The 25,495-nt window shown below is 69.8% G+C and carries 29 protein-coding genes and 1 tRNA gene; 13 read left to right on the top strand and 17 right to left on the bottom strand.

What is annotated here, in order from left to right:
- Positions 1-9: 9 nt before the first annotated feature.
- The 5 genes from ACEN9V_RS03350 to ACEN9V_RS03330 all read right to left on the bottom strand — a co-directional run bounded on the left by ACEN9V_RS03350 (position 10) and on the right by ACEN9V_RS03330 (position 4,494).
- A complete protein-coding gene (locus ACEN9V_RS03350; protein WP_413602136.1) occupies positions 10-1,590 on the bottom strand; it encodes an alpha/beta fold hydrolase in 1,581 nt (526 codons plus the stop codon).
- Positions 1,587-2,531, bottom strand: a complete 945-nt coding sequence (locus ACEN9V_RS03345) for an amino acid--[acyl-carrier-protein] ligase (protein ID WP_413602135.1) — start codon at positions 2,529-2,531, stop codon at positions 1,587-1,589. Before ACEN9V_RS03345 ends, ACEN9V_RS03350 begins: the two co-directional genes overlap by 4 nt.
- The gene (locus ACEN9V_RS03340; protein WP_413602134.1) at positions 2,528-3,736 is read right to left on the bottom strand and encodes an acyl-CoA dehydrogenase family protein; all 1,209 of its coding nucleotides are present in this window, start codon (positions 3,734-3,736) and stop codon (positions 2,528-2,530) included. Before ACEN9V_RS03340 ends, ACEN9V_RS03345 begins: the two co-directional genes overlap by 4 nt.
- Positions 3,733-4,002, bottom strand: a complete 270-nt coding sequence (locus ACEN9V_RS03335; RefSeq protein WP_413602133.1) for an acyl carrier protein — start codon at positions 4,000-4,002, stop codon at positions 3,733-3,735. Before ACEN9V_RS03335 ends, ACEN9V_RS03340 begins: the two co-directional genes overlap by 4 nt.
- Positions 4,003-4,116: 114 nt before the next feature.
- Positions 4,117-4,494: a holo-ACP synthase gene (locus tag ACEN9V_RS03330; RefSeq protein WP_413602132.1), complete on the bottom strand. Its 378-nt coding sequence runs from the start codon at positions 4,492-4,494 to the stop codon at positions 4,117-4,119.
- A gap of 122 nt (positions 4,495-4,616) precedes the next feature.
- Between ACEN9V_RS03330 and ACEN9V_RS03325 the strand changes: the two genes are divergently transcribed.
- The 5 genes from ACEN9V_RS03325 (at position 4,617) to ACEN9V_RS03305 (ending at position 8,329) form a co-directional block, all read left to right on the top strand.
- Positions 4,617-5,171: an RNA polymerase sigma factor gene (locus ACEN9V_RS03325; RefSeq protein WP_413602131.1), complete on the top strand. Its 555-nt coding sequence runs from the start codon at positions 4,617-4,619 to the stop codon at positions 5,169-5,171.
- Entirely contained in the window at positions 5,168-6,079 is a 912-nt protein-coding gene (locus ACEN9V_RS03320; RefSeq protein ID WP_413602130.1) for a hypothetical protein, read from the top strand. The genes ACEN9V_RS03325 and ACEN9V_RS03320 overlap by 4 nt, the downstream gene beginning before the upstream one ends.
- A gap of 80 nt (positions 6,080-6,159) precedes the next feature.
- Positions 6,160-7,407, top strand: coding sequence for a phosphatidylserine decarboxylase family protein (locus ACEN9V_RS03315; RefSeq protein WP_413602129.1), 1,248 nt, complete (start codon positions 6,160-6,162; stop codon positions 7,405-7,407).
- 203 nt (positions 7,408-7,610) lie between these two features.
- Positions 7,611-7,686: transfer RNA gene (locus ACEN9V_RS03310), tRNA-Val, on the top strand.
- Positions 7,687-7,927: 241 nt separating this feature from the next.
- Positions 7,928-8,329, top strand: coding sequence for a hypothetical protein (locus ACEN9V_RS03305; protein WP_413602128.1), 402 nt, complete (start codon positions 7,928-7,930; stop codon positions 8,327-8,329).
- On the opposite strand, the gene ACEN9V_RS03300 is transcribed toward ACEN9V_RS03305, so the two are convergent.
- The 3 genes from ACEN9V_RS03300 to ACEN9V_RS03290 form a co-directional block, all read right to left on the bottom strand.
- Positions 8,303-8,527, bottom strand: a complete 225-nt coding sequence (locus ACEN9V_RS03300; protein WP_413602127.1) for a hypothetical protein — start codon at positions 8,525-8,527, stop codon at positions 8,303-8,305. The two genes, ACEN9V_RS03305 and ACEN9V_RS03300, sit on opposite strands and share 27 nt — an antisense overlap.
- Before the next feature lie 280 nt (positions 8,528-8,807).
- Positions 8,808-9,428 (bottom strand): GNAT family N-acetyltransferase, encoded by a 621-nt coding sequence (locus tag ACEN9V_RS03295; protein ID WP_413602126.1) that lies wholly within the window; start codon positions 9,426-9,428, stop codon positions 8,808-8,810.
- A 49-nt stretch (positions 9,429-9,477) separates the two neighbouring features.
- Positions 9,478-10,116, bottom strand: a complete 639-nt coding sequence (locus tag ACEN9V_RS03290; RefSeq protein ID WP_413602125.1) for a HEAT repeat domain-containing protein — start codon at positions 10,114-10,116, stop codon at positions 9,478-9,480.
- Positions 10,117-10,149: 33 nt separating this feature from the next.
- Between ACEN9V_RS03290 and ACEN9V_RS03285 the strand changes: the two genes are divergently transcribed.
- Both ACEN9V_RS03285 and ACEN9V_RS03280 read left to right on the top strand, forming a co-directional pair.
- Positions 10,150-10,569, top strand: a complete 420-nt coding sequence (locus ACEN9V_RS03285) for a helix-turn-helix domain-containing protein (protein ID WP_413603031.1) — start codon at positions 10,150-10,152, stop codon at positions 10,567-10,569.
- Positions 10,562-11,431 carry an alpha/beta fold hydrolase gene (locus ACEN9V_RS03280; RefSeq protein WP_413602124.1) on the top strand — a complete coding sequence of 290 codons (870 nt, stop codon included), beginning with the start codon at positions 10,562-10,564 and terminating at the stop codon, positions 11,429-11,431. The genes ACEN9V_RS03285 and ACEN9V_RS03280 overlap by 8 nt, the downstream gene beginning before the upstream one ends.
- Positions 11,432-11,931: 500 nt before the next feature.
- Here the strand turns inward: ACEN9V_RS03280 and ACEN9V_RS03275 are convergent, their stop codons facing one another.
- The 5 genes from ACEN9V_RS03275 to ACEN9V_RS03255 all read right to left on the bottom strand — a co-directional run bounded on the left by ACEN9V_RS03275 (position 11,932) and on the right by ACEN9V_RS03255 (position 15,401).
- Entirely contained in the window at positions 11,932-12,966 is a 1,035-nt protein-coding gene (locus tag ACEN9V_RS03275) for a zinc-binding dehydrogenase (protein WP_413602123.1), read from the bottom strand.
- 64 nt (positions 12,967-13,030) lie between these two features.
- Positions 13,031-13,423 carry a DUF2255 family protein gene (locus ACEN9V_RS03270; protein ID WP_413602122.1) on the bottom strand — a complete coding sequence of 131 codons (393 nt, stop codon included), beginning with the start codon at positions 13,421-13,423 and terminating at the stop codon, positions 13,031-13,033.
- Positions 13,420-13,821 (bottom strand): cupin domain-containing protein, encoded by a 402-nt coding sequence (locus tag ACEN9V_RS03265; RefSeq protein ID WP_413602121.1) that lies wholly within the window; start codon positions 13,819-13,821, stop codon positions 13,420-13,422. Before ACEN9V_RS03265 ends, ACEN9V_RS03270 begins: the two co-directional genes overlap by 4 nt.
- The gene (locus ACEN9V_RS03260; protein ID WP_413602120.1) at positions 13,821-14,162 is read right to left on the bottom strand and encodes a carboxymuconolactone decarboxylase family protein; all 342 of its coding nucleotides are present in this window, start codon (positions 14,160-14,162) and stop codon (positions 13,821-13,823) included. Before ACEN9V_RS03260 ends, ACEN9V_RS03265 begins: the two co-directional genes overlap by 1 nt.
- 39 nt (positions 14,163-14,201) lie before the next feature.
- Positions 14,202-15,401 carry an MFS transporter gene (locus ACEN9V_RS03255; RefSeq protein ID WP_413602119.1) on the bottom strand — a complete coding sequence of 400 codons (1,200 nt, stop codon included), beginning with the start codon at positions 15,399-15,401 and terminating at the stop codon, positions 14,202-14,204.
- 266 nt (positions 15,402-15,667) lie between these two features.
- Between ACEN9V_RS03255 and ACEN9V_RS03250 the strand changes: the two genes are divergently transcribed.
- Positions 15,668-16,552 (top strand): helix-turn-helix transcriptional regulator, encoded by an 885-nt coding sequence (locus tag ACEN9V_RS03250; RefSeq protein ID WP_413602118.1) that lies wholly within the window; start codon positions 15,668-15,670, stop codon positions 16,550-16,552.
- On the opposite strand, the gene ACEN9V_RS03245 is transcribed toward ACEN9V_RS03250, so the two are convergent.
- The gene (locus ACEN9V_RS03245) at positions 16,553-17,284 is read right to left on the bottom strand and encodes an SDR family NAD(P)-dependent oxidoreductase (protein ID WP_413602117.1); all 732 of its coding nucleotides are present in this window, start codon (positions 17,282-17,284) and stop codon (positions 16,553-16,555) included.
- 167 nt (positions 17,285-17,451) lie between these two features.
- Between ACEN9V_RS03245 and ACEN9V_RS03240 the strand changes: the two genes are divergently transcribed.
- The 3 genes from ACEN9V_RS03240 (at position 17,452) to ACEN9V_RS03230 (ending at position 19,321) form a co-directional block, all read left to right on the top strand.
- Positions 17,452-18,456 (top strand): aldo/keto reductase, encoded by a 1,005-nt coding sequence (locus ACEN9V_RS03240; protein ID WP_413602116.1) that lies wholly within the window; start codon positions 17,452-17,454, stop codon positions 18,454-18,456.
- A gap of 50 nt (positions 18,457-18,506) precedes the next feature.
- Entirely contained in the window at positions 18,507-18,896 is a 390-nt protein-coding gene (locus ACEN9V_RS03235) for a nuclear transport factor 2 family protein (protein ID WP_413602115.1), read from the top strand.
- 161 nt (positions 18,897-19,057) lie between these two features.
- Positions 19,058-19,321 carry a DUF4190 domain-containing protein gene (locus tag ACEN9V_RS03230; RefSeq protein WP_413602114.1) on the top strand — a complete coding sequence of 88 codons (264 nt, stop codon included), beginning with the start codon at positions 19,058-19,060 and terminating at the stop codon, positions 19,319-19,321.
- 357 nt (positions 19,322-19,678) lie between these two features.
- Here the strand turns inward: ACEN9V_RS03230 and ACEN9V_RS03225 are convergent, their stop codons facing one another.
- A complete protein-coding gene (locus ACEN9V_RS03225; RefSeq protein ID WP_413602113.1) occupies positions 19,679-21,307 on the bottom strand; it encodes a long-chain-fatty-acid--CoA ligase in 1,629 nt (542 codons plus the stop codon).
- Positions 21,308-21,474: 167 nt separating this feature from the next.
- Here ACEN9V_RS03225 and ACEN9V_RS03220 point away from each other — a divergent pair, with 167 nt between their 5' ends.
- Both ACEN9V_RS03220 and ACEN9V_RS03215 read left to right on the top strand, forming a co-directional pair.
- Positions 21,475-22,341, top strand: a complete 867-nt coding sequence (locus ACEN9V_RS03220; protein WP_413602112.1) for an SDR family oxidoreductase — start codon at positions 21,475-21,477, stop codon at positions 22,339-22,341.
- A 333-nt stretch (positions 22,342-22,674) separates the two neighbouring features.
- Positions 22,675-23,514: an NAD-dependent epimerase/dehydratase family protein gene (locus ACEN9V_RS03215; protein ID WP_413602111.1), complete on the top strand. Its 840-nt coding sequence runs from the start codon at positions 22,675-22,677 to the stop codon at positions 23,512-23,514.
- Between the two features lie 30 nt (positions 23,515-23,544).
- Here the strand turns inward: ACEN9V_RS03215 and ACEN9V_RS03210 are convergent, their stop codons facing one another.
- Both ACEN9V_RS03210 and ACEN9V_RS03205 read right to left on the bottom strand, forming a co-directional pair.
- Entirely contained in the window at positions 23,545-24,531 is a 987-nt protein-coding gene (locus ACEN9V_RS03210; RefSeq protein WP_413602110.1) for an aldo/keto reductase, read from the bottom strand.
- A gap of 96 nt (positions 24,532-24,627) precedes the next feature.
- Complete coding sequence (locus tag ACEN9V_RS03205; RefSeq protein ID WP_413602109.1) at positions 24,628-25,482, bottom strand: PHP domain-containing protein; 855 nt, start codon at positions 25,480-25,482, stop codon at positions 24,628-24,630.
- Between the last annotated feature and the right edge of the window lie 13 nt (positions 25,483-25,495).

The raw sequence follows: 25,495 nt of genomic DNA, 5'->3' as shown, positions 1-25,495 counted from the left end.
TGTACTCGGTCAGACGCGCTCCGGCACGAGTGCCGCGACCCGGGATCGGACCTCGGACACCACCGTCCGCCGCATGCCCTGCGAGAACAGCGCGTGGTCTCCGTCGGGCACCGGCACCAGGCTGACCGACCCGGGGTGGGGCCCTGGTGCGTACCGCTCGAGCGCTGCGCGGCCACCGAGACGCTCGAACGTCGCGATGTCGACGGGAGCCGCGATCACCACCACCTCGGTGCCGGCCGCCACGAGTGGTCGCACGTGCTGCAGGACACCCCCGGTGCGGCTCCGCTCGACGTGCGCACGGACGACCTGCGGCACGACACGGTCGTACCAGGACCGGATCCACAGCCGGGCGGGCGACGGCGACCACGCGGCCGCCGCGCTGTGGCCCCCCGGTGCGGCGGGTCGCCGGCGGAAGTCGTTCGGGCTGATCTCCACGACCAGCCGCGGGGACAGCGCCGCCGAGCGGCCGGCGAGCCACGCACCGGCACACATGCCGACCAGCGCGAGCCGGTCGCCGTCGACCCCGAGGGCGGACACGACCGCGTCCTGGTCGTCGACCCACGTCTGCGCGAACAGGTGGTTGTGCTCACCGGCGGACACCGCCGTGCTCTCCCCGGTGCCCCGACGGTCGACACGGACGACCCTGGCGCCGTCCTCGGCGAGCGCCCGGGCGAGCGCGACCTGGTAGTCGTTCCCGCCGACCCGGTGCTCGGCGCCGCCGGTGTGCAGGACGACGACGGGAGCGTCGTCCGGCGCGCCGGCGGGGACCGTCTCCACGGCGAAGAGCGACTCCGGTCCGAGGTGCACGACGTGCTCCGAGATCCCGGAGTCGAGGTCGAGGACCGCGTCGACACGTGTCGGTCGCGACGCGACCGTCGCCGTGGGCACGTGTTCGTCGACCCATGCGACCACCGTGTCGACCGCCTGCACCGGCATGCGCGCGTGGATGCTCATCTCGTCGAGCAGCTCTGCGCTCCCAGGTACCTCGACGACCGGGAGACCACCGACCGCTCGGGGGCCTCGCGCCCCTGGCCGCACCAGCACGAGCGTGGAGCGGGGGTCCCGTTCGACGTGCACGAGCGCGGCGACGGCTGCGGCCTGCGCCGGATCCAGGTCGATCCCGACGAGGGTCTCGACGCCGTCGACGACACGGGTGGCCTCGATCGTCAGCGTCGCGAGCGCACGCTGTCGACGCAGCCAGGCCCGGCCGGACTCGGGGGCGTCCCAGAGCACCAGGCCGTCGTCCTCGGTCGCGGCTGCGGAGGCGATGAGTGCGCCTGAGGCGAGTCCGACGAAGACGATCCGCTCGGCCCCGGCCGTGCGGAGCACGGCCGCCGCGTTGCGAGCGGACCGGACCGGCGCGTCGGGGTCGGCGTCGTCCTGGGAATCGCCACGGCCGGACGGGTCGTAGCGCACCGAAGCCACGCCACGAGCCTCCAGGCGGTCCGCCAGCAGGCGGAACGTGCGGTACGCGAGCACGCCCTCCTGTCCGAGTGGTGTGCAGATCACGACCCCGGCGCGCACCGACGGCGGCGTCTGCACCGCGACCCGGGAAGCCGGGGAACCCGACCACCCGTGCGTGGTGGTCACAGCGTCAGCGCGCGACGGACAGCCGCCGGCCATGCTGCGGGTTCGGTGCCGTGCGCGGCGAACAGGGCGATCGTGATGCGTTCCAGGCCGAAGGCCAGGCACGCGCTGTGGGCGACCTCGCCGTCCTCGGTGCGGATCCCGAAGGACAGGCCGAAGTGGTCCTCGTGGAGGTTGGCGGAACTGATGGCGGTCGCCTCGCCCGCGTCACCGTAGACCGGCGTGACGAACTCGTACTTCAGTGCCTGTTCGGTCTGGTTGCGCGCGAGGATCTTGCCCACGCGGCCGAAGAACGGGTCGTTCGCGGGGACCACGTCGATGTCCAGGCCGAAGCCCTCCAGGAGCGACCGCATCACGGGGATGTGTCCGTCGCGGTGCGCCTTCGCCGATGTGGGTGTGCCGATGTGGACGAACTCGTGCATGTGGAACGCCTGCAGTCGCATCGGGTCGAGCGATGGCTCACGCCGGAACGAGTCGCCGGCGATGTCGAAGGACCGGCCGGCCTGCGGGACCGTGTCACCGACCAGGCCGTAGACCGGGTGGCAGACCGCTGGGGCGAGCATCAGGTCCGCCGGCTCCAGGAAGGACTCCCAGCGCTCGCCGCGTTCCCGCGCGGCGAGGAGCTCGCGGTGCTTGCGGTCGTCGCCGGTGAAGCCGGAGATCGACGCCGCGAGGTCGGGGAACGAGGCGATGTAGTCGGTGCGCTCGAACGCGGCGAGCGGTTCGACGGGCGGGAAGCGGAGGACCTCGGAGTCGAGGTCCGCCATGGAGCGGAAGGCAGCGGTGTCGACGGCGGTGTACACGCGCTCGAAGACTCCGGTGCGGCCGTAGAGCCCGGGGGAGCCGAGGTCGATGAGGACGCGATCGGCGAGCAGTCGTGCCCGGAGCGCTGCGCGGGCCCGGTCGAGCGGCGTCGCGGTCACGGGTGCTTCGGTGATGGTCACAGGATCGCTCCGCTCATGAGTGCCAGGCCGGCGTCGTTTTGGAGGAGACGGTCGTTGCTCACCATGACGGCGGCGCCGTGTGCGTCTCGGAGGTGTCGGGCGATGCTCATCGGTCCCGACGCGGCGTACCCGGCGATCCCGACGATGCGGAGCGCTGCGGTGACGATGTCCGTCACCTTCTGGGAGGCGCCGATCTTCAGGGCGTTCGCGGCGAGGGCGGAGGCGCTCGACTCGAGGGTTTCGGGGTCGTCGGCGACGGCGTCGAACCGCTCGGCGGCGTGCCGGACGCCGTCGGCGAGGCACTGCAGGTCGACGAGGAGTTCCGCGAGCCGCAGCGCACCGGGTGGTGTCGTCCCGATGCTGGCCCGTGCCTGCTTGCGGACGGCCGAGCGTGCGCGTTCCGCTGCCGAGGCCGCGATGCCGAGCCACACCGACGCCCACAGCACGTGCGAGACGGGCAGGACCGTCTGCGCCGAGATGGTGGCGTAGTCGTCGCGGAACACGTGGTCGAGGGTGGTCTCGGCGTCGAGGATCCACCCGTTGCTGCACGTGCCCCTGAGTCCGAGCGTGTCCCACGTCGAGGTCTGCGAGAGCACCGTGCGTGCGGTGTCGCAGATCACGAGGCGCTGGTCGGACGCCGGCGCGTCGGGGTCCCGGCGAGCGGTGACGAACACCGCGGTGGACTCCGTGGCGTACGAGATGACGGGGGCGTCCTTGCGGAGACGGATGCGACCGGGGACCTCGGTGGACGCCTCGATCGCGCAGGTGGACCGTCGAGCATCACCACCGACGCCCTTCTCGGTGGTCGACGACGCGACGAGCGCGCCACCCAGGACCTGATCGATCATCACGCGCACGCCGGCAGCGTCGCCGCCGTGCCGCCAGAGCGCCATCACCTGGCCCTGGTGCATCGCGAACACCATCCCCGTCGCCGCGCACGCACCGCCGAGCTCGGTCGCGATCGCGGACAGTTCGGACACCGAGGCACCTTCGCCACCGTGTTCGACCGGGACCGCAGCGGCGAGCAGGCCGTACTCGCGCATCGCGGCGATCGCCTCGCGAGGGGGCCTGGCGTCCCGGTCGACCTCGTCGGCGAACTGCGCGGCGACGGCTGCGACGGCGGCGGTGCGCTCGGCGAAGCGGTCCGCGGTGGATCCGGCCGCGACCACGGACCGCGTCGGGGACTCCGGCTGCAGCGTGGTCACGCCGTCACCTGGGCGGCCGCGGTGGTCAACGACTCCACGGAGGAGAACGTCGCTCGATGCAGGAGGTGGTCGGGGAACTCCGCGTCGAGGTCGTTCTCGATCGCGAGCATCACGTTGACGGTCGCGTGGGACGTCAGCCCGAGGAGGTAGAGGTCCGCGATCGGTGCCACGTCCCACGCGTCGACGGCGAGCCGCCCGTGGTCGGCGAGCGCGCGTCGGACGGCCTGTTCGGTCGTGTCAGCGAGGGTGTTCTGGTCCGGCTGCATGCGAGCAACCCTAGGGACGGGGTTGCCCCGGAAAGCCGCCGTCCGGATGCGCGAAACCGCAACGACCCGCCCGGGGCTGAACAGCCGTTCAGGGTGTCCCGATGCGGAGCCCGTTCACCGGTCTGCCAGCGCCACCGCCGTCGCGAGCGCCAGCCCACGCTCGTGGGACAGTGACACGTCGACGACGGTGATCCCCTGCGCCTCGGCGAGCGTCAGGGCTGCGCCGGAGAGCTCCACCACCGGGGCGCCGTGGCCGTCGAGCACGATCGCGACGTCGTGCAACGGCACCGCCTGCCCGCCGGTGGGGCGGAGGAGCTTGATCACGGCCTCCTTGCCGGCGAACCGCGCGGCCAGGCGCTCTGGGTCGTCGCGGGCATCGGCGCGCTCCCGGACCGTGAACACCCGGGAGAGGTACCGCTCGCCGTGCGCGCTGATCCCGGCGAGGACGTCGTCGACCGCGGCGAGGTCGCACCCGGTGCGGACGGCGGTCATGCCGAGATCGTACGTGCCCTGGGACCCGGTGGCCTAGGCTCCGGATCGTGCACGAGCACGGCCTTGCGGCTCGCGACACGCCGACGAGGGAACCGATCGCGGGGCCGCGGACACCACAGGACATGAACCAGAAGACGGGGGACCGCGCCGACTGGGCTCTGAGCGCCGCGGGCGACGGACAGGCCTTCGGGCGGGTGTTCGACCGACACGCACGGCGACTGCGTCGGCACGCGATCGGACTCGTGCCCACCCCTGCCGATGCCGACGACGTGGTCGCCATCGCCTTCCTCGAAGCCTGGCGGCGACGTGACCACGTCCGGTTCGTCGACGACTCGCTGCTGCCCTGGCTGCTCGTGACGACGACGAACGCGGCGCACAACCTCACCCGCTCGACCCGCAGACACCGCAGCTTCCTCGGCCGGTTCCCCGTCGACGACCCCGCTCCCGACCCCGCCGATCGGTTCACCGACGGGGACGCGGTCGCCGCGCTCCGCGGACTCGGTCTCGCCGACCAACGGGTCCTCACACTCTGCGTCCTCGAGGGACTCAGCGAACGCGAGGCGGCGACGGCACTCGGCGTCCCCGCCGGGACCGTCAAGTCCCGACTCCACCGGGCGAAGGTCCGGCTCCACCAGCAGTACACAGCCACAGCGGAACCACTCGGAGGCGCACTGTGAACGACGAACGCTCCCCACTGGACGACGAACGCTCCCCACGACTGACCGCGATGCGCGATGCCCTCGTCGCCGAGGTCGTGTCCACTCCAGCGGCCCGAGCGCGCCGTCGGCGTCGACCGACCCGGGCCACGGTCGCAGCCGTCGTCGTCGCGTTCGTGGTCGGTGGGGGCCTGACCGGCGGGCTCACCGCCGCAGCGCTCCCCGGCAACGACCCCGACACCGCGGTCCAGGCCTCGCTCGGTGCCACGACGCGGTCCATGGTCGAGGACGTCAACCACGGCCGGCTCCTCGGCACCCCGACGTTCCGCGTCACACACGGCGACACCGCGCTGACCCTGTCCTCCCGACCCTCCGGCGCGGACCGCGTCGCCGTGGCGTGGGCATGTCTCGACGGCAGTGCCCCGACCGTCGAGGTGGGAGGTCGCCCGGTCGAGGGCACCACGTGTGGTCGTCGCGCTGACCCGGACTCCGAGCAGGTCGGATGGGCGCTCGCCGCGGCACCGGCGTCCGGCGCCGCCGAGGTGACCGTCTCCGCCGACGACGCCGACCGGTACGGCGTGTGGGTCTCGTGGGCGAGGTCGCCGCAGATCGCTCGTCCGTCCGCGCAGCAGGAAGCCGAGACGGCCGACGGCGTCGTCACGCTGGACGAGTACCGAACGGCGTTCAACCGGCTGCTCGCGTGTCAGGCGCAGGCCGGGCAGCCGATGGCCGACGTCCCGCTCTCCTGGTACTCGGACGGCGGGTGGAACGGCGAGGGGCGGGGGATCGGTCCCTGGTTCCTGTACGCCACGCCGTCCGACGGGAGCGAGGTCTTCGACACGCAGTGCTACCCGAGGGAGTTCGGCGCCGTGGACGCGATCTGGCAGGGGGAACACCCGATGCCGGAGGACCCGCCGGCGGCCGGGTGACGCCAGCCAGACGTGTGCCCTGTGAGGATTCGCCGGGGGCGTTCGTCGCACGTCCTGGCCCGGTGGCTAGCGTTCAGGACATGACGACACCCGCAGAGACCGACCACAAACGCCGGGGCGGGTGGCTGCCCGGCCAGGACGACCTCGAAGCCTGGATCGAAGGGCACCGCGAGCGCGCTCGCGCCCACCGCGACCGCCCGCTGCACCCCGCCGTCGCCGCGTTCCGGCACCTGTTCGACACCGACCCGGTGATCCGGATGGGGATGACCCGCATGATCGAGCAAGTCCCGCACGGCAAGCAGTACCGGAAGGGGCACATCGAGGACATCGACGAGTTCTTCTCCCTCGTCAACGAGGTCATGACGACTGCTCCGGCGTTCAGCGACGGCGGCATGGTCACCACTCCGTTCGCCGCGATCCTCGACTGGACGATGGCCACCCCGGCCGGGTTCGCCGTCTACCGCGACCCGAAGGTCAACGCCGCACTGAAGGACGTCCTCGACGCATGGGCCGAGTACCTCGACAGCCCCGCCTCGCTCACCGTCATCACGGACGGGCCCGACGGGTGGAAGTCGGAGAAGGCACAGCAGGTCGTCGGCATGGACCAGTTCCAGCACGACCCCGACGCCGAGCACTGGGGCTTCACGTCCTGGAACGACTTCTTCATCCGGCGGTTCAAGGACGGCCAGCGCCCCGTCGCAGCCCCCGACGACGACACCGTCGTGGTGAGCTCGAGCGAGTCCACCCCCTACGCCATCGCGACGAACGTGCAGCGTCGTGACGCGTTCTGGGTGAAGCAGCAGCCGTACTCGCTCGAGGACCTCCTCGCGAACGACGAGTCCGTGGACCGGTTCGTCGGCGGGTCCGTGTACCAGGCGTTCCTCAGCGCCACGAACTACCACCGCTGGCACGCACCCGTCGCCGGCACCATCGTCCGCGCCTTCGTCCAGCCCGGCACGTATTTCTCCGAAGCCGACGCCGAGGGCTCGGACGCCGTGGAGCCGAAGGACTCGCAGGGGTACCTGGCGCACGTCGCCGCGCGGGCGATCATCATCATCGAAGCCGACAACCCGTCGCTCGGACACGTCGCGGTCGTCCCCGTCGGGATGATCGAGGTGTCCTCCTGCGTCATCGGCGACGGCATCGAGCCCGGCCGTCACGTCGACAAGGGCGATGAGCTCGGGTACTTCCAGTTCGGTGGGTCCACCGAGTGCCTCGTCTTCGAACCGGGTGCGATCGAGTCGTTCGCCGTACAGGCGTTCCCGGACCCGCAGCACCCCGCGCTGGTCCGCCTCCACACGCAGATCGCGACCGCCGCGTCGGTCTGACCCGTCGGCTCGGTCCGCGGATCCTGCGGACTGGAGGCTCGGTGCCAGCCGGTACCGAGCCTCCAGTCCGTCATGGGGCGCGCCCGGCGACCGCCGCCTGGAGTCGTTTGTCGGTTTCGCCCCGGGTGCCGGCCCGCGGTGGTCAACCGATGCGACGGAGCGCGCGCTGTTCCCGACGGAGCGGCCGCTACGATGGATCTCGAGGGCCTTTAGCTCAGCTGGTAGAGCGCCACGTTTACACCGTGGATGTCGTCGGTTCGATCCCGGCAGGGCCCACCAAGGAAAGCCGTGATCAGCGAGGACGCTCGCCCCGACACCTGGACCTCGCCGGCGGCGAGCGGCTCCGCGTTCTCGGTGTCGCCGAGTCCGGTCGACGACCGGCCATCGGACACGCTCAAGCGCTCCGCGAAGTGGCAGAGCGCTGGCTGCAAGCCCGGCCAGCAGAGAGCCATCACCGCGCGTTCCACAGATCGAACTGTCCACCGCCCGCGGGGAGCGCGCCGCCCTCGCAGGTGACCACATGACGGTGACCCGTATCGGTCGCAACTTCGAACTGCTGTACATGGTCGAGGTCGGCGTCACGATCCTGAGCGCCGCGTCCTCTGCTGCTGTTCGGATGGACGCTAGTGCGGACCGCATGATGCCGGGGACGTCCTCGAACGCTGTGTCGACGACTGACAGACTCGGTTCCGGAGGTCCAGCGATGGTCACGGAACAAGATGTCGATGCGATGAAGCGAGGCTTCGTGGGCGGCGGTGTCATCATCGCCGCAGTTCTCAGTGTGGCGGCGTTGGTCGTCATCCTGGTCGGCGAGACATGGGCCGTATGGCCGTTGCTCCCACTGGCAGCGATGGAGGTCGTGTTCCTCGGACTCTGGGTCCGCCGTCGGCGCCGATCAAGCGGACCTCATCGCGTCCGATAGCCGATCGGCTATCGAGACGCCTCGCGCGGGTGCCGGCGTCGACGACGGTCCCGCGTCGGGCCCCTCGAGGTCTCGCTTCCGCCGCCGGGCGCTGGTGAAGTCGTAGCCGAGCACCAGCGTCACCAGCGCACCGCCGATGACCGCCAGCGCGGGCACGATCACGTTCTCGTGGTGCCCGAGGCCGACCATGATGAGCACGGGGCCGAGAATGACAGCGATCGAGCCTGTGATGTCCGGATACCTGCTGCGTCTCTCAGGAGCGGCTGCGCGGGAGAACCGGCCCACCACCGACCAAGCATGACGATGCGGACGCATCGAGCACGACGGTCGAGCGCGCGACAGCCGATCGGGAGGCGCACGCTCGACACTGCGAGATTCCCGCGGATGAGCATGCTGGCACGGGGCCGGGGTGCTCCTCTTGGCGTTCGGTTGGCCTGGAGCTGCGGCTGCTGTCGTGGTCCTACCCCGGGCCGTTCGGTCAAGGACGTCGACGGCGTTCTTGGGCGGACGAGCTCCGCCTGCGGTTGTTCGGCCTTGTCGAAGGCAGTGCCCGCCGGCAGTGCTCCTCGCGGAGCATCGCCCAGGTGTCGATGCTCATCCATTCGTCCTTGAACCAATCCGCGTCCACAGCGCGGCCCTCGTGCCGGAGGCCGAGCCGCCTGAAGAGTTGCGCCGCGGCGATGTTGCGCGTATCCGTCATCGCGATGATCCGGTGAGCCTCCTGCAAGAGGAACAGATTGTCGATGAGTTGACGGAGTGTCTCCTGGCCCGCTCCGATGCCTTGCCAGTCGGGTGCCAGTGTGACGCCGAGTTCGTACGTGTCTGGCTGATCCGCGACGGCGTGCACGGCGGCGTCGCCGACGAGTGACGTGGTGTCTCGTTGGTGGACTGCGATCTGGAGCCAGTCGCCCGAGCCTGGGAGCAGCTCCGTCGGCTGGTCGGCGATGAGCGCGTCGGTGTCGGCATCGGACCAGCTCGGTGTCCACGACTGGAACCGGGCCACGTTGGGGTCGCGGCGGTACGCAGTGAAGGCCGTCCGGTCAGCCCGACTGAGCACGCTGAGGGTGAATCGTTCCGTGAGGATGGGGAACTCGAGCACGGCAGGAACGCTACCGGGACCTCCGGCGCGGCCGTCCGGGAACGCCACCTCAGCCCTTCGCGTTCCGGGTGTTCCCCTTCGCGACCTCGCGGCGCGCTGCCTCCACCGCGAGCTGGCTGCCGGCAGCCGGATCCGTGAGGAGCCTGAGGGTTGCGGCGGCATGTGGGTCGTCCGCGCGTGACTCGAGCAGGGGCGTGATGACATCCGCTCCGAGCGCGACGAGCGCCTGGCTCAGACTGAGCTGGACGGCACGGTCTCCACGCCCGAGCTGACTGACGAGCAGCTCACCCAACGCCGAGGCTCCGCCGACCGGCACGGTGGCGACGGCGGCACGCCACGCGGCGCGCGCGACCTCGTCATCGGGGTCGGTGATGGATGCGCCCACCACCGTGTGGGTTGACGTGTCGGCGATCTTCGAGAGCGTGTGCAACGCCTGACTCCGGGCCTGCGGGGTGCCGCGTTCGACCTCGTCGAGGAGGTGCGGCAGCACGGCGTGTGCGGGGAGGCGCGTGAGCGCCCACGTGAGCATGTCGCGGACGAAGAAGTCGGGCTCGACCGCGCACCGGACGATGAGGGCGTCGAGGTCGACCGGATCTGCTGCCGTGCCGATAGCGAGCACGGCTTGCAGCCGAACGGAGGGCGATGCGGCGTCGAGGCCGCGCTGTCGTGGGTTGATATGTGCGTTCATGGTTGTTTGTGACAGTATAGAACCGTGAGTGAGATGCTGAGTGTCGAAGATGTAGCGGAACGTCTACAGCTCCGCCCGCGGACCATCCGTGACTACATCCGGACGGGTCGGTTGCAGGCGACGCGGATCGGCAAGCAGTACCGGATCCGGGTCGAAGACCTCGAACTGATCGGCACGCAAAGGCCGACCACCGCTGCACCATCGTCTGGCTCGTCGGACGGTGAAGCCACGGTCTCGGCGACAGTGGTGGTCCGCATCGAGGCCGTGGATCGCCGTCAGGAGGAGCGGGTGTTCACGTTGTTGAACGTCGTGGGCGGGACCTCGGGGGTCGCGTTGCAGGTCGCACGCATACCGAAGGATGGTGCGCTCCAGGTCGTGGCGACAGGGGAGCTCGCCGGTGCGCTGGACGTCCTGACGTTCATCAGCAACGCGATGGAGGCCGCTCGTGACTGAGGACCGCCGGTTCCGCAGTGCTGATGGTGCAGCCGAACTCCGGCGGATGTACGACGCCCTCGTCGACGAGCACCTGCCCCAAGTCGCCCGGCGAATGATCGCGACCACGATTGGGCCTGTTGCCGTGCTCAGTGCCGGTCCGAGGGACGGCCAGCCCGTCGTTCTGCTGCACGGTTCCGGAGCAACAGCACTCTCCTGGGCGCCCACGATCCGACGCCTGTCCGACGAGTACCGCGTCCACGCCGTGAACCTCCCCGGGGAGCCTGGCCCGAGCACAGCAACCCGTGTTCCGTTCCGGGCGGCAGAACAGGCGGACTGGTCCGCCCAGGTCGTCCGCGCGGTGGCCGATCGTCCCGCTGCCGTCGTGGGAGTCTCGATCGGCGGATGGATCGCGACCGCGCTCGCAGCACGCAACCCTGAGCTGGTGGCTCATCTCGTGCTCCAATCCGCGAGCGGGCTCGGACCCCGTCGGGTGCTCCCGCTCGTCCTCGCCGGCGCCCTGACGGTGCTCGGCGAACGGGGGCGTCGATCTGCGCTTTCGTACCTCACCGGTCCCCACGCCGCTCCGTCGGAGCGCACGCCGATGAACCGAGACCTCGATGCCTTCTCGCTCCGGACGTTCGAGCACTTCAGGCCCCGCACCGACCCGCTCCCTGAGCACGACAGCGCTGACCTGCAGCAGATCCGCGCACGGGTCAGCGCTGCCTACGGGGAACTCGACAGGATGCTCGATGCTCGAGCCGCTGCCGACCGGATCCGAAACCTCTTCCCGGCGGCCGTCGTCGAGCTCCGAACCGGTGCCGGCCACCTGATCGGTGACCAGGCCGCGTTGACACACGAGCAACTCGCGGCGTCCGGTTAGCGATCGCCTACCGAGACGATGCGTGAGGCAGGTCGCGGAGTGCGAAACGCTGATCGTAGCCTCGTCCGCTCGGTAACCAGAGGTTGCGCAACGGGGCGTCGGGGCTGCGGCCAGTCGAGCAAGCGGGTGAGGAGGGCGTCGGCGCTGAGGTGTTGAGTGGATCGATGATCGACGTCACCACTTCGCGCGGGCGCGCGAGCGCGGTGCGAGGTGAACGGCGACATTGTCAGTGTGGGCGCACGAGTGCGGTCAGTGGTCGACAGCGAGCGTCGCTTCAACCGATCGTGCCAACGACGTACGCCGACTGGGGTCAAGGCGCTCGGGACATCCGCCGAGTTCACGACTCCTTCGTGGCGACCCCTCCCGCAGTGGCCGAGCGCTAGGAGGACCTGAGGCTGAGGCCTTCGCTCGGAACGGCCGGTAGTGGATGGGCTTCCGGACGCGCCTCCGCACCGACTGGCTTGGTGACCCCGGGCTGGGACGCAGCCCGGGGTGGGCACTCACGGGCGGATGAGCACCTTGAGTGCTTCGCGCGCGTTCATCAGGCGGTAGCCCTCGGCGATGTCGTCGAGGGGAAGCTCACGGTCGAACACCTTGCCCGGCTCGATGGTCCCGTCGAGCACCTGCGGGAGGACCGCCTCGAGGTACGCGCGAACCGTCGCCGGGCCGCCGGTGAGGGTCGCGTTCTTGCCGAAGAGTGATGTGAAGCCGACCGGAGCGTCCTCGTACTGCGGCACGCCGACGCGGCTGATCGTGCCACCGGGACGGACGATGCCGTACGACTGCTCGTAGGCAGGCATGTGGCCGACTGCTTCGAGGACGACGTGTGAGCCTTCCCCTTCGGTCAGTTCCATCACCTTCGCGACGCCCTCATCGCCGCGCTCAGCGATGACGTGGGTGGCACCGAACTCGCGGCCGAGATCGGTGCGGGCGGTGTGGCGTCCCATGAGGATGATCTTCTCGGCGCCGAGCTGCTTCGAGGCCAGGACGGCGGAGAGCCCGACCGCGCCGTCACCGATCACCGTGACGGTCTTACCCGGTGCGACACCACCCTTCTCGGCGGCGTGGTACCCGGTCAGGTACACGTCGGACAGGGTCAGCAGGGACGGCATGAGCGACTCGTCCGTGCCCGCGGGGATGCTGACGGCGGTGCCGTCGGCGTGGGGGACGAGGAGCTTCTCTGCCTGGGTTGCCGAGGCGGCGCCGTCGAAGAAGCCGCCGTGCACGCAGGACGTGGTGATGCCGTCACGGCAGAACGCGCAGGTGCCGTCGGACCAGGCGAAGGGGACGATGACGGTGTCGCCGACGTTGAGGGTGGTGACGTCGTTGCCGAGCTGCTCGATCACGCCGATGGCTTCGTGTCCCATGCGCCGACCCTCGGGGGTGTCCGGTAGGTCGTGGTACGGGTGCAGATCGGATCCGCAGACGCAGGCGTAGGTGACGCGGATGATCGCGTCGGTGGGGTCCTGGAGGACGGGCTCGGCGACGTCGACGACGCGGACGTCGCCGGCGCCGTACATGAGTGTTGCCTTCATGAGGTGGGTCCTTTCCTGCGAGGCGGCGGCTGCCGAGCTCGCGTGGTCTGTCGGGTTGGGTTCGTCAGCCGTTGGTGGGGCGGATCTGTACGGTGGCGCTGGTGGGTCCGTCCTGCAGCATCGGCGACAGGTAAGGGCTGCCGGCGTACTTGCGTTCGTAAGCGGCGTCGACGCGGGCGTTGACGGACGGGTCCGCTTCGTCGAATCGGACGTCGTGCTCCGCACCCGCGGCGCTGACGCGGCCGGCGTGCTGAGTGAGGGCCGCCTGGAACCAGCGGGAACGGCGTCCGTTCCAGGCGCGGACGTAGAGTCCGTCGTCGACGACGACGGACCAGATCCAGGTGGGGGTTCCGTAGGTGTGGCCGTCCTCGCGGAACGGTGACACGTGCAGGTCGTCGCTGGTGGTGATCGCAGCGAGAAGGTCCTCCGGCCATGCCGACTTGGTGTTGTCGGTCATGCGCCGTTGAACTGGTCGTCGGTGATGTGCTCGAGCCACGTGGTGGTCCTGGCGGGGTCGTCGCCGTTTTCGAGCATCGCGATGTGCTCCATGAACATCCCCGGGGCGGCGGCGTGCCAGTGTTCCTCGCCGGGCGGGGTGTAGATCGTCTGCCCGGGGTGGACATCGATGGTGTTGCCATCGCGGGTGCCGAAACGGCCGATGCCCTGGGTCACGCGGAGGTACTGGCCCTTCTCGTGGGAGTGCCATGCTGTGCGGGCGCCGGGGGCGAACCGGACGGTCGCGACGACCATGTGCTGGTCATCTTCGTGTGGGAGCGCGATCGGGTCGAGCCACACGTCGCCGGCGAACTGTTCCGGCGGGTTCTTGCTGGTCGGGTTCGTGGGTTCGATGTTCATCAGTTCGCTGCTTCCTGGGTCCCGAGGACCTTCTTGGCGACGCCCATCGCGCCCATGCCCTTCGGCCAGCCGGCGTAGAAGGTCACGTGCGTGAGTGCTTCGATCAGTTCGGTATGGGTGACACCGTTCTCGACGGCGCGGCCGAGGTGGAACTCGAGCTGCGCGAGGTCGCCGCCTGCGGCGAGGACGGCGACGGTGATGAGGCTGCGGTCGCGGGCGGACAGGTCGGGTCGATTCCAGACGTCATCGAAGAGGACATCGTCGGTGAGTTCGGCGAGCTTCGGGGCGAAGTCGCCGAGGGTGCGGCGTCCACCACCGATCTGGCGTGCTTGTTCGGGCATGGGGTCCTTCCTGGTGGATGGGTTGTGCAGCTGATCTGGTCATCTGCCGGCCGCCGTGACAGGCGACGGGGTCGTTTCGGTGGAGGCGGCTGAGCCGCGCACGTGCAGCGTGAGGACGCTGAGCGGAACCAGCATGAGCGCGGCGGCGATGATCCCGACGGTGACCGGGCCGAGCGGTCCGAGCGGTCCCTGCAGTGCGGCGGCGGCGATCCCGGTGCCGATGGCTGTGCCGAGGTTGAAGGTGCTCGTCGGCATCGCGGTGGTGAGATTCGGTGCGTCGCCACCGAGCTTCGTGGCGAGGGCGATGAGGATCGGGTTGGCGGAGAAGCCGACCAGGCCAAGAACACCGAAGCTGATCAGCACCAGTGTCGGGCTGGTCGACGTCACGGCGATCGCGATGGTTGCGACCAGCGTCACCGCGCCGAACCCGAGTGACGCTCCATGCGGCCGTCGGTCGCCGACGCGGCCTCCGACGATGCTGCCAACCACCGATCCGGCGCCGAAGACGACGAGCGCGATCGGGACCGCGGCCTCGGGAAGCCCTGCACGGTCAGTCAAGAGGGGGCTGATGTAGCCGTAGGTGGAGAGCACCCCACCCGTGATGCACGCGGTGGTTGCCAGGACAAGCCACAGCTGACCAGACCGCAGCCCCCGGAACTCAGCGCGGAGCGACACTCGCGTGGTTTCTGCAGATGACTCCACGAGCCGCCAGATCGGGACGGCGAGGATGAGCGCGAGCAGCGCGAGCGCCCAGAACACGACTTGCCACCCGACGAGTAGGCCCGCGAGAGCACCGAGCGGGACGCCGAGCACGTTGGCGATGTTGCCGCCGCCGATGACGACGCCGAGTGTTCGGGCTGCGGCAGTGGGGCCAGCTGCTTTCGCCGCGACCACGGACGCGATCGCCCAGAACGCGCCGGTCGCTACCGCAGTGACGAACCGGGCGACGAGGAACACCGCGAGCACCGGAACGGTCGCCGCAAGAATCTGCCCCCCGGCGAAGGCCAGCAACGCAGCGATCAGCACCGCGCGGCGGGACACCCGAAGCGTTGCGAGCGTGATGACCGGCGGCCCCACGATCATGCCGATCGCGAAGACCGTGATCGCCAGACCCGCGTGGCCGACCGAGGTGCCGAACGTGCGGGCAAGGTCGGGCAAGAGCCCGGCGACGACGAACTCCGTGGTCCCCATCAGGAACGTGCCCGCGGTCAGCGGGAACGTCAGCCGGGGAAGAGCCATCGGATACTCCTGACAGGTTCATGGGTGGTGCAGTGCTGGCCCGGTGGGACGGCGCCACCGCTGCACCGGTCTGCATAGGCGTGGCAGGTCAGTCGGTCTTGAGCGCGTAACAGTGTTGGCATCGCTGACTGACAGGCCGTCGTCGGTTGCGGGCGAAACCCCGCAACAACTACGAGACCACCGCATCGCTGTGGAAGTGATGCCCTGTCGAGACGTGCCTTGAGAGGGAACGTCTTCCACGTGGGAGTCGGCCGTACCCTGACGGCGTGGACAACAAGACGGAAGTACGCGAGTTCCTGATGTCACGGCGTGCACGCCTGGCGCCGGAGCAGGCTGGCCTGCTCGGCGGCGGTCGGCGCCGTGTCGCGGGCCTTCGTCGCGGCGAAGTCGCCGCTCTCGCCGGTCTCAGTGTGGAGTACTACGGCCGAATCGAACGCGGGCAGATCGCTGGCGTATCCACGGCCGTGCTGGAAGCGCTAGCCCGTGCGCTGCAGCTGACGGAACCCGAGCGGAGCCACCTGTTCGATCTCGCTCGCGCCGCGGACGGCAACACCCTCGCCGCACGCCCCAGAGGGCGTCGCTCCCCACGAGCCGCGCAACGGCAGAGTATCCAGCAGGTCCTCGGCACCATCCACGACGGCATCGCGGTGGTCCGTGACCAACGGCAGAACCTGCTCGCCACCAACCAGCTCGCGAAGGCCTTCTACACACCCGTCATCGGCGATGGCACCGGCACCCCCAATCTCGCCCGGTTCCAGTTCCTTGACCCAGCTTCCCGGGACTTCTACCCCGACTGGGACCTGTTCTCCGAGATGTGCGTCGCGGTGATGCGCGCCGAAGCGGGACGGGACCCGCACGACGCCGAGCTGCAAGAACTCGTCGGCGAACTCTCCACTCGAAGTGACGTGTTCCGACGTCTCTGGAGTGCGCACGACGTGCGCTCCCACGGCTCCGGTACCAAGCGCTTCCACCACCCCGAGGTGGGAGAACTCGTGCTGTTCTACGAGGAGTTGATGATCACCGCCGACCCCGGCACGGTCCTGATGGTCTACACCGCCGAACCCGGCACCCCGACCGCCGAACGGCTTGCGTTGTTGGCATCGTGGGCTGCCGCGCCGACGGGCGCCGCCGCGGACGTCGACGTCGACTGATCAGCGTTCCGGGAACGCGACACCGGTCGCCGCCTCGAGCGCACGCAGCAGCTCGTTCTGGAACTGCGGGTCACGGACAGCCGGATGCGGTTCCTGCTGCCGGTCATGGAACCAGTACCCACCGCTGACCGAGGCGTCCGGATCTCCGATCAGCCGTTCCTGCGTGCGGTGGCCAAGCTCCAGGTCATCCGATGCGCCGGCGCCACCCATCTTCGTCGGCACCCATCCCGGGTCGACCGCGTTCGCCTGCACGTCGGACCACCGATCCGCGACCGCTGCAGCGAACGCGGTGACGAACAGCTTGCTGTCCGAGTAGCTGCTCGACGACGAACCGCCCTTCCAGTCCGCGCCGGCGAGCTGGGCGGTGCCGCCGCGGTGCATGCTGCTGCTGAGGTAGACGTGCCTGCTCGGGCTCTGCAGCAACGCCGTGAGCAAGTACGGCGCCACGACGTTCACGGGGATGATCGCAGCGCCCGAGAGGACGCCGGCGTTGTGGATGACGCCGTCGATCGGTGCCCCGGCCTGCAGCTGCTCCGCCACAGCGAGTACCTCGCCGCGGTTGGCGAAGTCCGCCACGACGAGGTCAGCGCCGCGACCAGTGAGATCCGCGACCGCCGCAGCGCGACCAGTTGAGCGGGCGTGCACGATGACGTCGTGCCCCTCGCGGAGCAACGTCTCCGCGGTCGCTCGCCCGAGCCCGTCAGTGGAACCGGTGACCAAGATTCGTGCCATGCCACTCATCGTGCTCCGCTCCGGCCTCCATAGCGGTGCCCTGAGAGGGCATCGCAACTCGGCTCGCGCCGCCATAGCGTCACAGCACGAACCCCGACGGCGCCCCTCCCCGGCACACCCGTCTCGGCACACAGGAGTGCACGAGCACTCCGGGAAGCGAACGCACGATGAAGTACTCCGTCCTCGGACACACCGGAATGAAGGTGTCCCGCATCTGCCTCGGCACCGCAACCTTCGGCGTCGCCCCGACCGCGCAAGACGCTGACCAGGTCGTCGGCACGGCGCAGGAGCTCGGCATCAACTTCATCGACACCGCGGACGTGTACGGGAACATGCCCGTCTTCGACCGTCCCGGCGCTCCCACTGCAGCCGAGCGCGAGCCCGCGGAGCAGATCCTCGGACGGGCGCTGCGCGGCCGACGCGACAACATGGTCATCGCGACCAAGTCAAACGGCATCGTCGGCCACGATGTGAACCAGCGTGGTCTGTCGCGCCGGCACATCATCCGCCAAATCGAGACCAGCCTCAGTCGCCTCGAAACCGACTACATCGACGTGTACTACGCCCACGACCCGGACCCGGACACGCCCCTCGAAGAGACACTTTCCGTCTACGACGACCTCATCCGGCAGGGCAAGATCCGCGCCGTCGGCTTGTCCAATCACCCTTCCTGGCAGCTCACACACGCCCTCTGGATCGCCGACTACCGGCGGCTGCACGCACCTGTGGTCGCCGAGGTGAAGTACAACCTCATCGACCGCGCCGCGGAACGTGAGCTCGCTGCTGCCTGCACACAGTTCGGCGTCTCCATCGTCCCGTACGCACCCCTGCACGGTGGGCTCCTCGCGGACCTCGCCGTCCTCGACCGTTCCGTCTCCGGCGACCAGCGATTCGGCCAACCAGGGTTCCCGGACCACGAGATCACGATCGCCCGCGAGGTCGACCGTCACAGCCGCGCTTGGGGACTGCACCCCTATCAGGTGTCCCTCGCATGGCTGCTGTCCCGCCCAGCAGTGGCATCCGTCATCGTCGGCCCGGAAACCCCCGACGAGCTCCGCGCGAATGCGACGGCCGCCGACATCGAGCTCAGCCCTGAGCAGCTCGAGGCGCTCACTGCCCTCAGCGCGCAAGACCCCGCATTCCTCCACCGAGCGGGCGACGGCCCCGCCTGACACGCACTCCTCGCCCCCAGCATCACGAGTAGTACGGAAGGACGTTCTCGATGCCCAGCGCCACTCAGCACACCATCGACCTGCTCACCGACTACTTCGCCGCGATGGAGGCAAAGGACAGCGACTGCTTCGCGGCCTACTACGCCGACGACATCACCCTGACCTTCGCGGGCGCGCCCGTCGTCTCCGGCCGTGACGCCGTCCGTCAACAGATGATCGACACCCTCAGCAAGGTGGAATCGTTGGCGCACCACCCGCTGATCAACGTGTGGCAGGAAGACAACGGGTTCGTCATCTTCGAAGTGGACAGCGTCTGGAACCTCCGCGACGGCACGACCACCACGATCACCGCCTGCTCGATCTTCACCCTCCACGACGACAAGATCACCGACCAGCGCATCTACGTCGACAACGGCCCCATCAGCCACCAGCTGAGCTGAGGACCCAACGCACAACACCGCCCGCCGGAGGGGGGCGCGGGCTCGCAACCGATGCGGCGCTCCCTCAGGCCGATCATCACCTGCGCTCAGCCCGATTTCGTCACCCTCGATGATGATCAAGAGAATCGCCCTGCGAATCCAAGACCCCGCGGAAGACTGACATGAACGAACCCCCTGAGCGCTACGAGCCGCCAGCCACCGAGCCGTTCAACGCCCTAGCGATTGCCGGATTCGTTCTTGCCTTCGGGGCAACGCTGATCGGGCTGGTGATCTGCACTGTTGCTCTGGTGCAGATTCGCCGCACGGGACAACAAGGCAAGGGTTTAGCGCTGGCGGGCCTCATCATCTCCGCATCTGCCACCATTGCCGGGACGATTTGCCTCGTCATCGTCGGTCAGCAAGGGTTGCTGCCCTGGCAGTACTAGCAACGGAGGGGCTGATCGCTGGTCCCTGCGCGACTGGAGCTCTGAATCTGCTGCGTCCCACAGGGACGCGGAAGGCAACGATCGCTGACGTGGTCGGCGCCACCCCTCGCAGACCGTTGTGTCCGGGACACTGAGCATGCGATCTCGACCCTCGCTCGAGCGTCGGCGTGATCCCACATGGCGGCAGGGCACGATAGTCAGCTCGGTGCCCGACGGTGCTGATCGAGCGGTCCTCAGGCAGCGCTGTACCGTCAGCATCGGAGAGTCCTGCTCAGCGAGCATCCGCCGCAGCTGTTCAGGGCCGAGACCCGCACAATCACTGGGATGCGCTGCTTCGGTCCCTGGCGGCTCACACATTCACACCGTGGATGTCGTCGGTTCGATCCCGGCAGAACCCACCTCAGTGGTCCCGAACCGGTCGACCAGCTCCCGTTTCAACACCTTCCCGCTCGGACCGAGGGGCAGCGCGTCGAGGACGTGCACGGCACGCGGGTACTTGTACGCCGCGATCTCACCGGCGACGAAGTCGATGAGTTCCTCCGGCGACGCGGTGGCTCCGGAACGCAGCACCACGGCGGCCTCGATCTCCTGTCCGTGCAGCTCGTGGGGGACGCCGAACACCGCTGCCATCGTGACGTCGGGGTGGGTGGCGAGGACCTCTTCCACCTGCCGCGGGTACACGTTGTAGCCGTTCCGGATGATCATGTCCTTCGTCCGGTCGACGATGGTCAGGTAGCCGTCGTCGTCCTTCGTCCCGAGGTCTCCGGTGCGGAACCAGCCGTCGACGATCGCCGCTGCGGTGTCCTCCGGCCGGTCGAGGTACCCGTTCATCAGGTTGTGTCCGCGGATGACGAGTTCGCCGATCGAGCCGTGCGGTAGGAGCACGATCGCGTCGTGCACCTCGGGGTCGGCGATCTCGACGTCGACGCCCCAGACCGGGGTCCCGATGGTGCCGGGCCGCGGTGGGACGCCGACGTGGTTGAACGTCGCGACCGGGGAGGTCTCGGTGAGGCCGTACCCCTCGTGGATGGGGGCGTCGTACACCTTCTCGAAGCGCTCGAGGACGGCCAACGGCAGCGAGGCGCCGCCGGAGATCGCGTAGCGCAGGTGTGGGCGCGCTTCGGAGCGGGTGGCGGCGTCGAGCAGGGCGATGTACATCGTCGGGACGCCCATGAAGACCTCGCAGCCGTGTTCGACCATCGCGGCGAGGGCGGAGTCGCCGTCGAACTTCGGCAGCATGACGATCGTCGCCCCCACCCGGAACCCGGTGTTCATCGTGCACGTCTGTCCGAACGTGTGGAACAGGGGCAGTGCCCCAAGCAGGACGTCGCCGCGGTGCATGTCGAACGTCGTCATGAGGTTCGTGTTGACCTGCTCGAGCAGGGAGAAGTGCGATCCCTCCGCGCCCTTCGGCTTCCCGGTGGTCCCGCTCGTGTACAGGATCGTCGCCGTGTCGAACGGGTCGCGCGGCGTGTAGGTGGTCAGCGGCTCGCTCGACGACGCCAGGGCCTCCAGCCGGTCGTGGACCGGGGCCCCGTCGTCGGACGCCGGCGGTGCGAGGACCGTCAGGAGGTCGACGCCGGCGAGTTCCGCACCGGGTGCGCCCTCGCCGAGCAGCGGGGCCGCGCACACCAACAGCGTTGCGCCGCTGTCCCGGAGGATGTACTCGATCTCGCGGCGCTTGAGCAGCGCGTGCACAGGAACGGCGACCGCGCCGAGGGCGAGGGTGGCGTAGTAGACGCGGGGGAAGTCCTCGACGTTCGGGACGAGCATCGCGACCCGCGATCCCTCGCCAACGCCTCGGTCGCGGAGTGCCCCGGCGTAGGCGAGCGTCTGCGACCAGAGCTCGGCGTACGTCGTGCGGCGGTCGCCGACGATGACCGCGACGTCGTCGGGGTACCGTGCGGCGGACTCGGCGAGGATCGCGGCGACCGACGCGGTCGCCCGGGTGGGTCGGGCGACAGGTGCGGTGTGGTTGGTGGTCATGCGGTCCTCCGGCGACGTCGACGAGTGAGGTTCCCCGATCCTACGGTTCTTGTTCGGAGCGGTTGTCGAGCGCGACGGGGATGGGTACGGTGATGGGCATGCAGTGCCGCTGAACCGTCTTCGATTCCCATCTGTGCGCCGTTCCGGCGCGGTTCGAGAGGTTCACCATGTCCGCACACCTGCCCCTGCACGGCAAGACCGCCCTCGTCACCGGTGTCTCACGACGCCGCGGCATCGGGTTCGCCGTCGCCACGAAGCTCGCCTCGCTCGGCGCGAGCATCGTCATCCACCACCACCGCCCGCACGACCTCGACCTGCCGTGGGGCGGTGACGACCTCGACGCCGTCCGCGACGGGATCCGCGCCCACCTGACCGAGGGTGCACGGTTCGCCGACCTGGCCGCGGACCTGTCGGACCCGTCGACGATCGCCGGTGTGATCGACACGGCCGAGGGGCTCGTCGGCGGCCTCGACGTCCTGGTGTGCAACCACGCCAAGAGCGGGGATGACGGCAGCATCCTCGACATGACCCCGGAACGGCTCAGCGCGTTCTGGGAGGTGAACACCCGGGCGACGATGCTGCTCACCGCCGAGTTCGCCCGCCGTCGGGCTCCGCAGACCGAGGAGCAGCGGCGTCCCGGTGACCGGATCACCGGGAACGGCCCGTACGCCGAGCCGCAGGGTCACGTGTTCTGGATGACGTCCGGGCAGATCCACGGCGCCATGCGCGGCGAGGTCGCCTACGCCGCGAGCAAGGCAGCGCTGGCGGGGGTCACCGCCACCGTCGCCGCCGACCTGCTGGAGCTCGGGATCGTCCTCAACACGGTCAACCCCGGTCCGGTGAACACCGGGTACATGGACCCGGAGACGACGGACCGCTCGCTCGAGGGTCTGGACGAGTACCTGGCGAGCACGCCCTTCGGTCGGGTCGGACGGCCGGAGGACCCGGCTGAGCTGATCGCGTGGCTGTCGACGTCGGCCGGGGGCTGGGTCGTCGGGCAGGTGCTGACGAGCGACGGCGGGTTCTCGCTCTGACCGCGGAAGTCCCGCGGCGGTGCAGGACCCGTCCCGCGGGGTCCTGAGCCGAGCTCGGCCGGTCGCGCACCGGACTGGAGGCTCGTGGCGCGCCCGCAACGATCCTCCGGTCCGGCGGATGACGGCAGAACGGGGCGCGTCCTCGTCAGGAGGCGGCTCGCGATCGCGGCCGATGACGGATTCGGTTCCCGGTTCCCGGTGATCGGGAACCGGATTCGTCATCCCGCCAACGGAATCGTCGATGCGCCGTGGCTCATGTGGTGGGCGACGACCGATTGCGTGTCGGCGCAGCCGACGCCGGTGTGCGTTGCGCCAGGACGTAGAGTCGACCGCGTGCACGTCGTCATCGCCGGCTGCGGCGACCTCGGGACCGCCGCCGGACTCCGCTTCCACCAGGCCGGTCACACCGTGGTCGGCCTGCGCCGCAGCCCCGAACTGCTCCCGACGTGGATCGAGGGACGCGCCGTCGACCTTCGGCACGACGCCCCGGTCATCAGCGCCGACACCGGAGTCGTGGTCGTCGCACTCGCCGCTGGCAGCAGGGACACCGAGACGTACCGCGCGACCTACGTCGACGGACTCCGGCACGTGCTCGACGGCGTCGACGCGTCCGGCTCCTCGCCACGCGTCGTCGTCGTGTCCTCCACGGCGGTGTACGGCGGCGACGGCATCGTGACCGAGGACACGCCCGCGACCGGCGGCAGCGAGACCGCCGACGTGCTCATCGAGGCCGAGGAGCTCCTCCGCTCGCGGGTCCCTGACGCGACGCTCGTCCGGCTCTCCGGGATCTACGGACCCGGCCGCACCCGGTTGATCGACCAGGTCCGATCCGGCCGCGCGACCGTCGTCCCGGGTCCAGGGCGCTCGCCGATGACGAACCGGATCCACCGCGACGACGCCGCAGCGGCGCTCGTGCACCTCGCGACGCTCGACGCCGCACCGCCACTGGTGATCGGCACGGACGACGAGCCCGTCCGCCGCGACGAGGTGCTGCGGTTCCTCGCCGCAGAGCTCGGTGCCGGACCCCTGCCCGAGGCGCCCGCCGACGTCCCGGTGACCGACAAGCGCCTGTCGAACGCGCTCCTGAAGTCCTCCGGCTTCTCGTTCCGGTACCCGACCTACCGCGAGGGGTACCGCGCCGTCATCGCCGGCGACGGCATCCGGTACGCCTGAGCAGCGGGTACCGGATCGGCAGGCATCGGCTCAGCGGTTGACGGCGGCCATCCCCGCGGCGTCGTAGCGGTTGCCGGCGACGCCGATCCGGTCGGCCAGCCCGTCCAGGTCGGCGACGTCGTCGGCGGAGAGCGCGATCGCCGTCGCGCCGGCGTTCTCGTCGATGCGCTCCGTGCGGCGCGTCCCGGGGATCGGCACGATGGACGGGTGCTTGGCGAGGAGCCACGCGAGCGCGATCTGCCCGGGCGTCGCACCGCGAGTCTCGGCGAGGGTCCGTACCGCGTCGACGAGGGCCTGGTTCGCGGCGAGGTTCTCGGCCTCGAACCGCGGCACCTTCCCGCGGATCTCACCCTCGCCGAACGACGTCCCCGCGGCGATGGTGCCGGTCAGGAAGCCCTTGCCGAGCGGACTGAACGGCACGAACCCGATGCCGAGCTCCGCGCAGGTCGGCAACACCGCTGGTTCCGGGTCGCGCGTCCACAGCGAGTACTCGCTCTGCACGGCGGTGACCGGGTGCACGGCGTGCGCGCGCCGGATGGTCTCCGCCGCCGCCTCGGAGAGCCCGAAGTGCTTGACCTTGCCCTCGGCGACGAGTTCCCCGACGGTGCCGGCGACGTCCTCGATCGGCACGTCCGGATCGACGCGGTGCTGGTAGTACAGGTCGATCGCGTCGATGCCGAGCCGGCGGAGCGAGCCCTCGGCCGCCTCGCGGATGTGCTCGGGGCGCGAGTTCACGCCCACCGACCTGCCGTCGACGATGTCGAAGCCGAACTTCGTGGCGAGGACCACCTGGTCGCGGATCGGGCGGATCGCGTCGCCGACGAGTTCCTCGTTGTCGTACGGGCCGTACACCTCTGCCGTGTCGATGAACGTGACGCCGTGCGCGACGGCGTACCGCAGCACGCCGATCATGTCGTCGCGGTCGCCGGGGTTCGGGCCGTAGCTCTGGGACATGCCCATCGCACCGAGTCCGATCGCGGAGACCTCGAGGCCCTGGCCGAGTGTCCTGGTGTGCATACGTGCTCCTGTCGTCGAGATCCACGCTAGGGACGCGGCCCACGCGGAAGGAGTCACGGACAGAACACCTCAGCGCGGAGCACTGCGCTCGGTCGGCTAGCGGAGAGTCCAGGGATCCTCTGGTCGTGTCCCTTCGCGGAACCCGAAGTGCTCGAGCATCGCCATCGCCTCCGGGAAGTGCGCCGCGAGCGTCCCCTCCGCGTGTGCGTCGCTCCCGAACGTCACGGCTCGCCCGCCCTCGTCGCGCCACCACTCCGGGATCCACGGCCACAACCGCCTGGTGTTCATCTCCAGCGCGCGACCCGACCCGGCGATCGCGCGCATCGCCGCCCGGAAGCCCTCCTCGAACCGCCGCGGGTCGAACGGCCCGGCCGACTCCGACGGCCACGAGCGCACCGCGTAGTCGATGTGCGTGAAGACCTCGAACGAGGCCGAGCCGGCGACCATGCGGGGGATCTCGTCGAGGTAGGCCCACATCACCTCGTCGGGATCGCGACGGTGGTAGAGCGTGACGGGTTCGGCACGGTCGCCGTCGGTGAACGGCAGCATGTGCAACGACCCGTTGACCCGATCGATCGTCCCCGACCGGAGCACGTCGGCCGCCGCCGCGTCCCAGACGTGCGGCTGCCCGAACTCCACTCCGGTCAGGATCCGGAGCGCGGGGAACGCCCGGCGGCACCGGTCGATCGACTCGAGGTACCCGTCGAGGTCGAACGGCGGCAGGCGCACGTGGTTCGTCTCGTCGACCAACGCCTCCGCGTGGTCGCCCATGTCCCCGGGTTCGACCCGCCACCGTTCCTCGAAGTCCAGGTGCTCGGTGAAGACGAGCGCGGGCAGACCGATCCGGACGGCCCGGGCGCACGTACGCTCCATCAGCCCGACGGACGCCGGGTTGGTCGCGGCGTCCCACGACCATTCGCTGTGCACATGGGCATCCGCGGTGAGCCTCATGCCGGCCATGCTG

Source organism: Curtobacterium sp. Curtsp57 (genome assembly GCF_047324335.1).
Taxonomy (GTDB): Bacteria; Actinomycetota; Actinomycetes; order Actinomycetales; family Microbacteriaceae; genus Curtobacterium.
Note: the sequence above shows the minus strand (reverse complement) of the source record. Positions and strands in the feature narration are given on the sequence as shown.

Coding starts and splice junctions, on each gene's coding strand:
- ACEN9V_RS03335 (WP_413602133.1), bottom strand. CDS start 4,002: ATGCAGCCGGACCAGAACACCCTCGCTGACACGACCGAACAGGCCGTC.
- ACEN9V_RS03330 (WP_413602132.1), bottom strand. CDS start 4,494: ATGACCGCCGTCCGCACCGGGTGCGACCTCGCCGCGGTCGACGACGTC.
- ACEN9V_RS03325 (WP_413602131.1), top strand. CDS start 4,617: ATGAACCAGAAGACGGGGGACCGCGCCGACTGGGCTCTGAGCGCCGCG.
- ACEN9V_RS03315 (WP_413602129.1), top strand. CDS start 6,160: ATGACGACACCCGCAGAGACCGACCACAAACGCCGGGGCGGGTGGCTG.
- ACEN9V_RS03305 (WP_413602128.1), top strand. CDS start 7,928: ATGACGGTGACCCGTATCGGTCGCAACTTCGAACTGCTGTACATGGTC.
- ACEN9V_RS03290 (WP_413602125.1), bottom strand. CDS start 10,116: ATGAACGCACATATCAACCCACGACAGCGCGGCCTCGACGCCGCATCG.
- ACEN9V_RS03285 (WP_413603031.1), top strand. CDS start 10,150: ATGCTGAGTGTCGAAGATGTAGCGGAACGTCTACAGCTCCGCCCGCGG.
- ACEN9V_RS03275 (WP_413602123.1), bottom strand. CDS start 12,966: ATGAAGGCAACACTCATGTACGGCGCCGGCGACGTCCGCGTCGTCGAC.
- ACEN9V_RS03270 (WP_413602122.1), bottom strand. CDS start 13,423: ATGACCGACAACACCAAGTCGGCATGGCCGGAGGACCTTCTCGCTGCG.
- ACEN9V_RS03265 (WP_413602121.1), bottom strand. CDS start 13,821: ATGAACATCGAACCCACGAACCCGACCAGCAAGAACCCGCCGGAACAG.
- ACEN9V_RS03260 (WP_413602120.1), bottom strand. CDS start 14,162: ATGCCCGAACAAGCACGCCAGATCGGTGGTGGACGCCGCACCCTCGGC.
- ACEN9V_RS03255 (WP_413602119.1), bottom strand. CDS start 15,401: ATGGCTCTTCCCCGGCTGACGTTCCCGCTGACCGCGGGCACGTTCCTG.
- ACEN9V_RS03245 (WP_413602117.1), bottom strand. CDS start 17,284: ATGGCACGAATCTTGGTCACCGGTTCCACTGACGGGCTCGGGCGAGCG.
- ACEN9V_RS03240 (WP_413602116.1), top strand. CDS start 17,452: ATGAAGTACTCCGTCCTCGGACACACCGGAATGAAGGTGTCCCGCATC.
- ACEN9V_RS03235 (WP_413602115.1), top strand. CDS start 18,507: ATGCCCAGCGCCACTCAGCACACCATCGACCTGCTCACCGACTACTTC.
- ACEN9V_RS03230 (WP_413602114.1), top strand. CDS start 19,058: ATGAACGAACCCCCTGAGCGCTACGAGCCGCCAGCCACCGAGCCGTTC.
- ACEN9V_RS03225 (WP_413602113.1), bottom strand. CDS start 21,307: ATGACCACCAACCACACCGCACCTGTCGCCCGACCCACCCGGGCGACC.
- ACEN9V_RS03220 (WP_413602112.1), top strand. CDS start 21,475: ATGTCCGCACACCTGCCCCTGCACGGCAAGACCGCCCTCGTCACCGGT.
- ACEN9V_RS03210 (WP_413602110.1), bottom strand. CDS start 24,531: ATGCACACCAGGACACTCGGCCAGGGCCTCGAGGTCTCCGCGATCGGA.
- ACEN9V_RS03205 (WP_413602109.1), bottom strand. CDS start 25,482: ATGAGGCTCACCGCGGATGCCCATGTGCACAGCGAATGGTCGTGGGAC.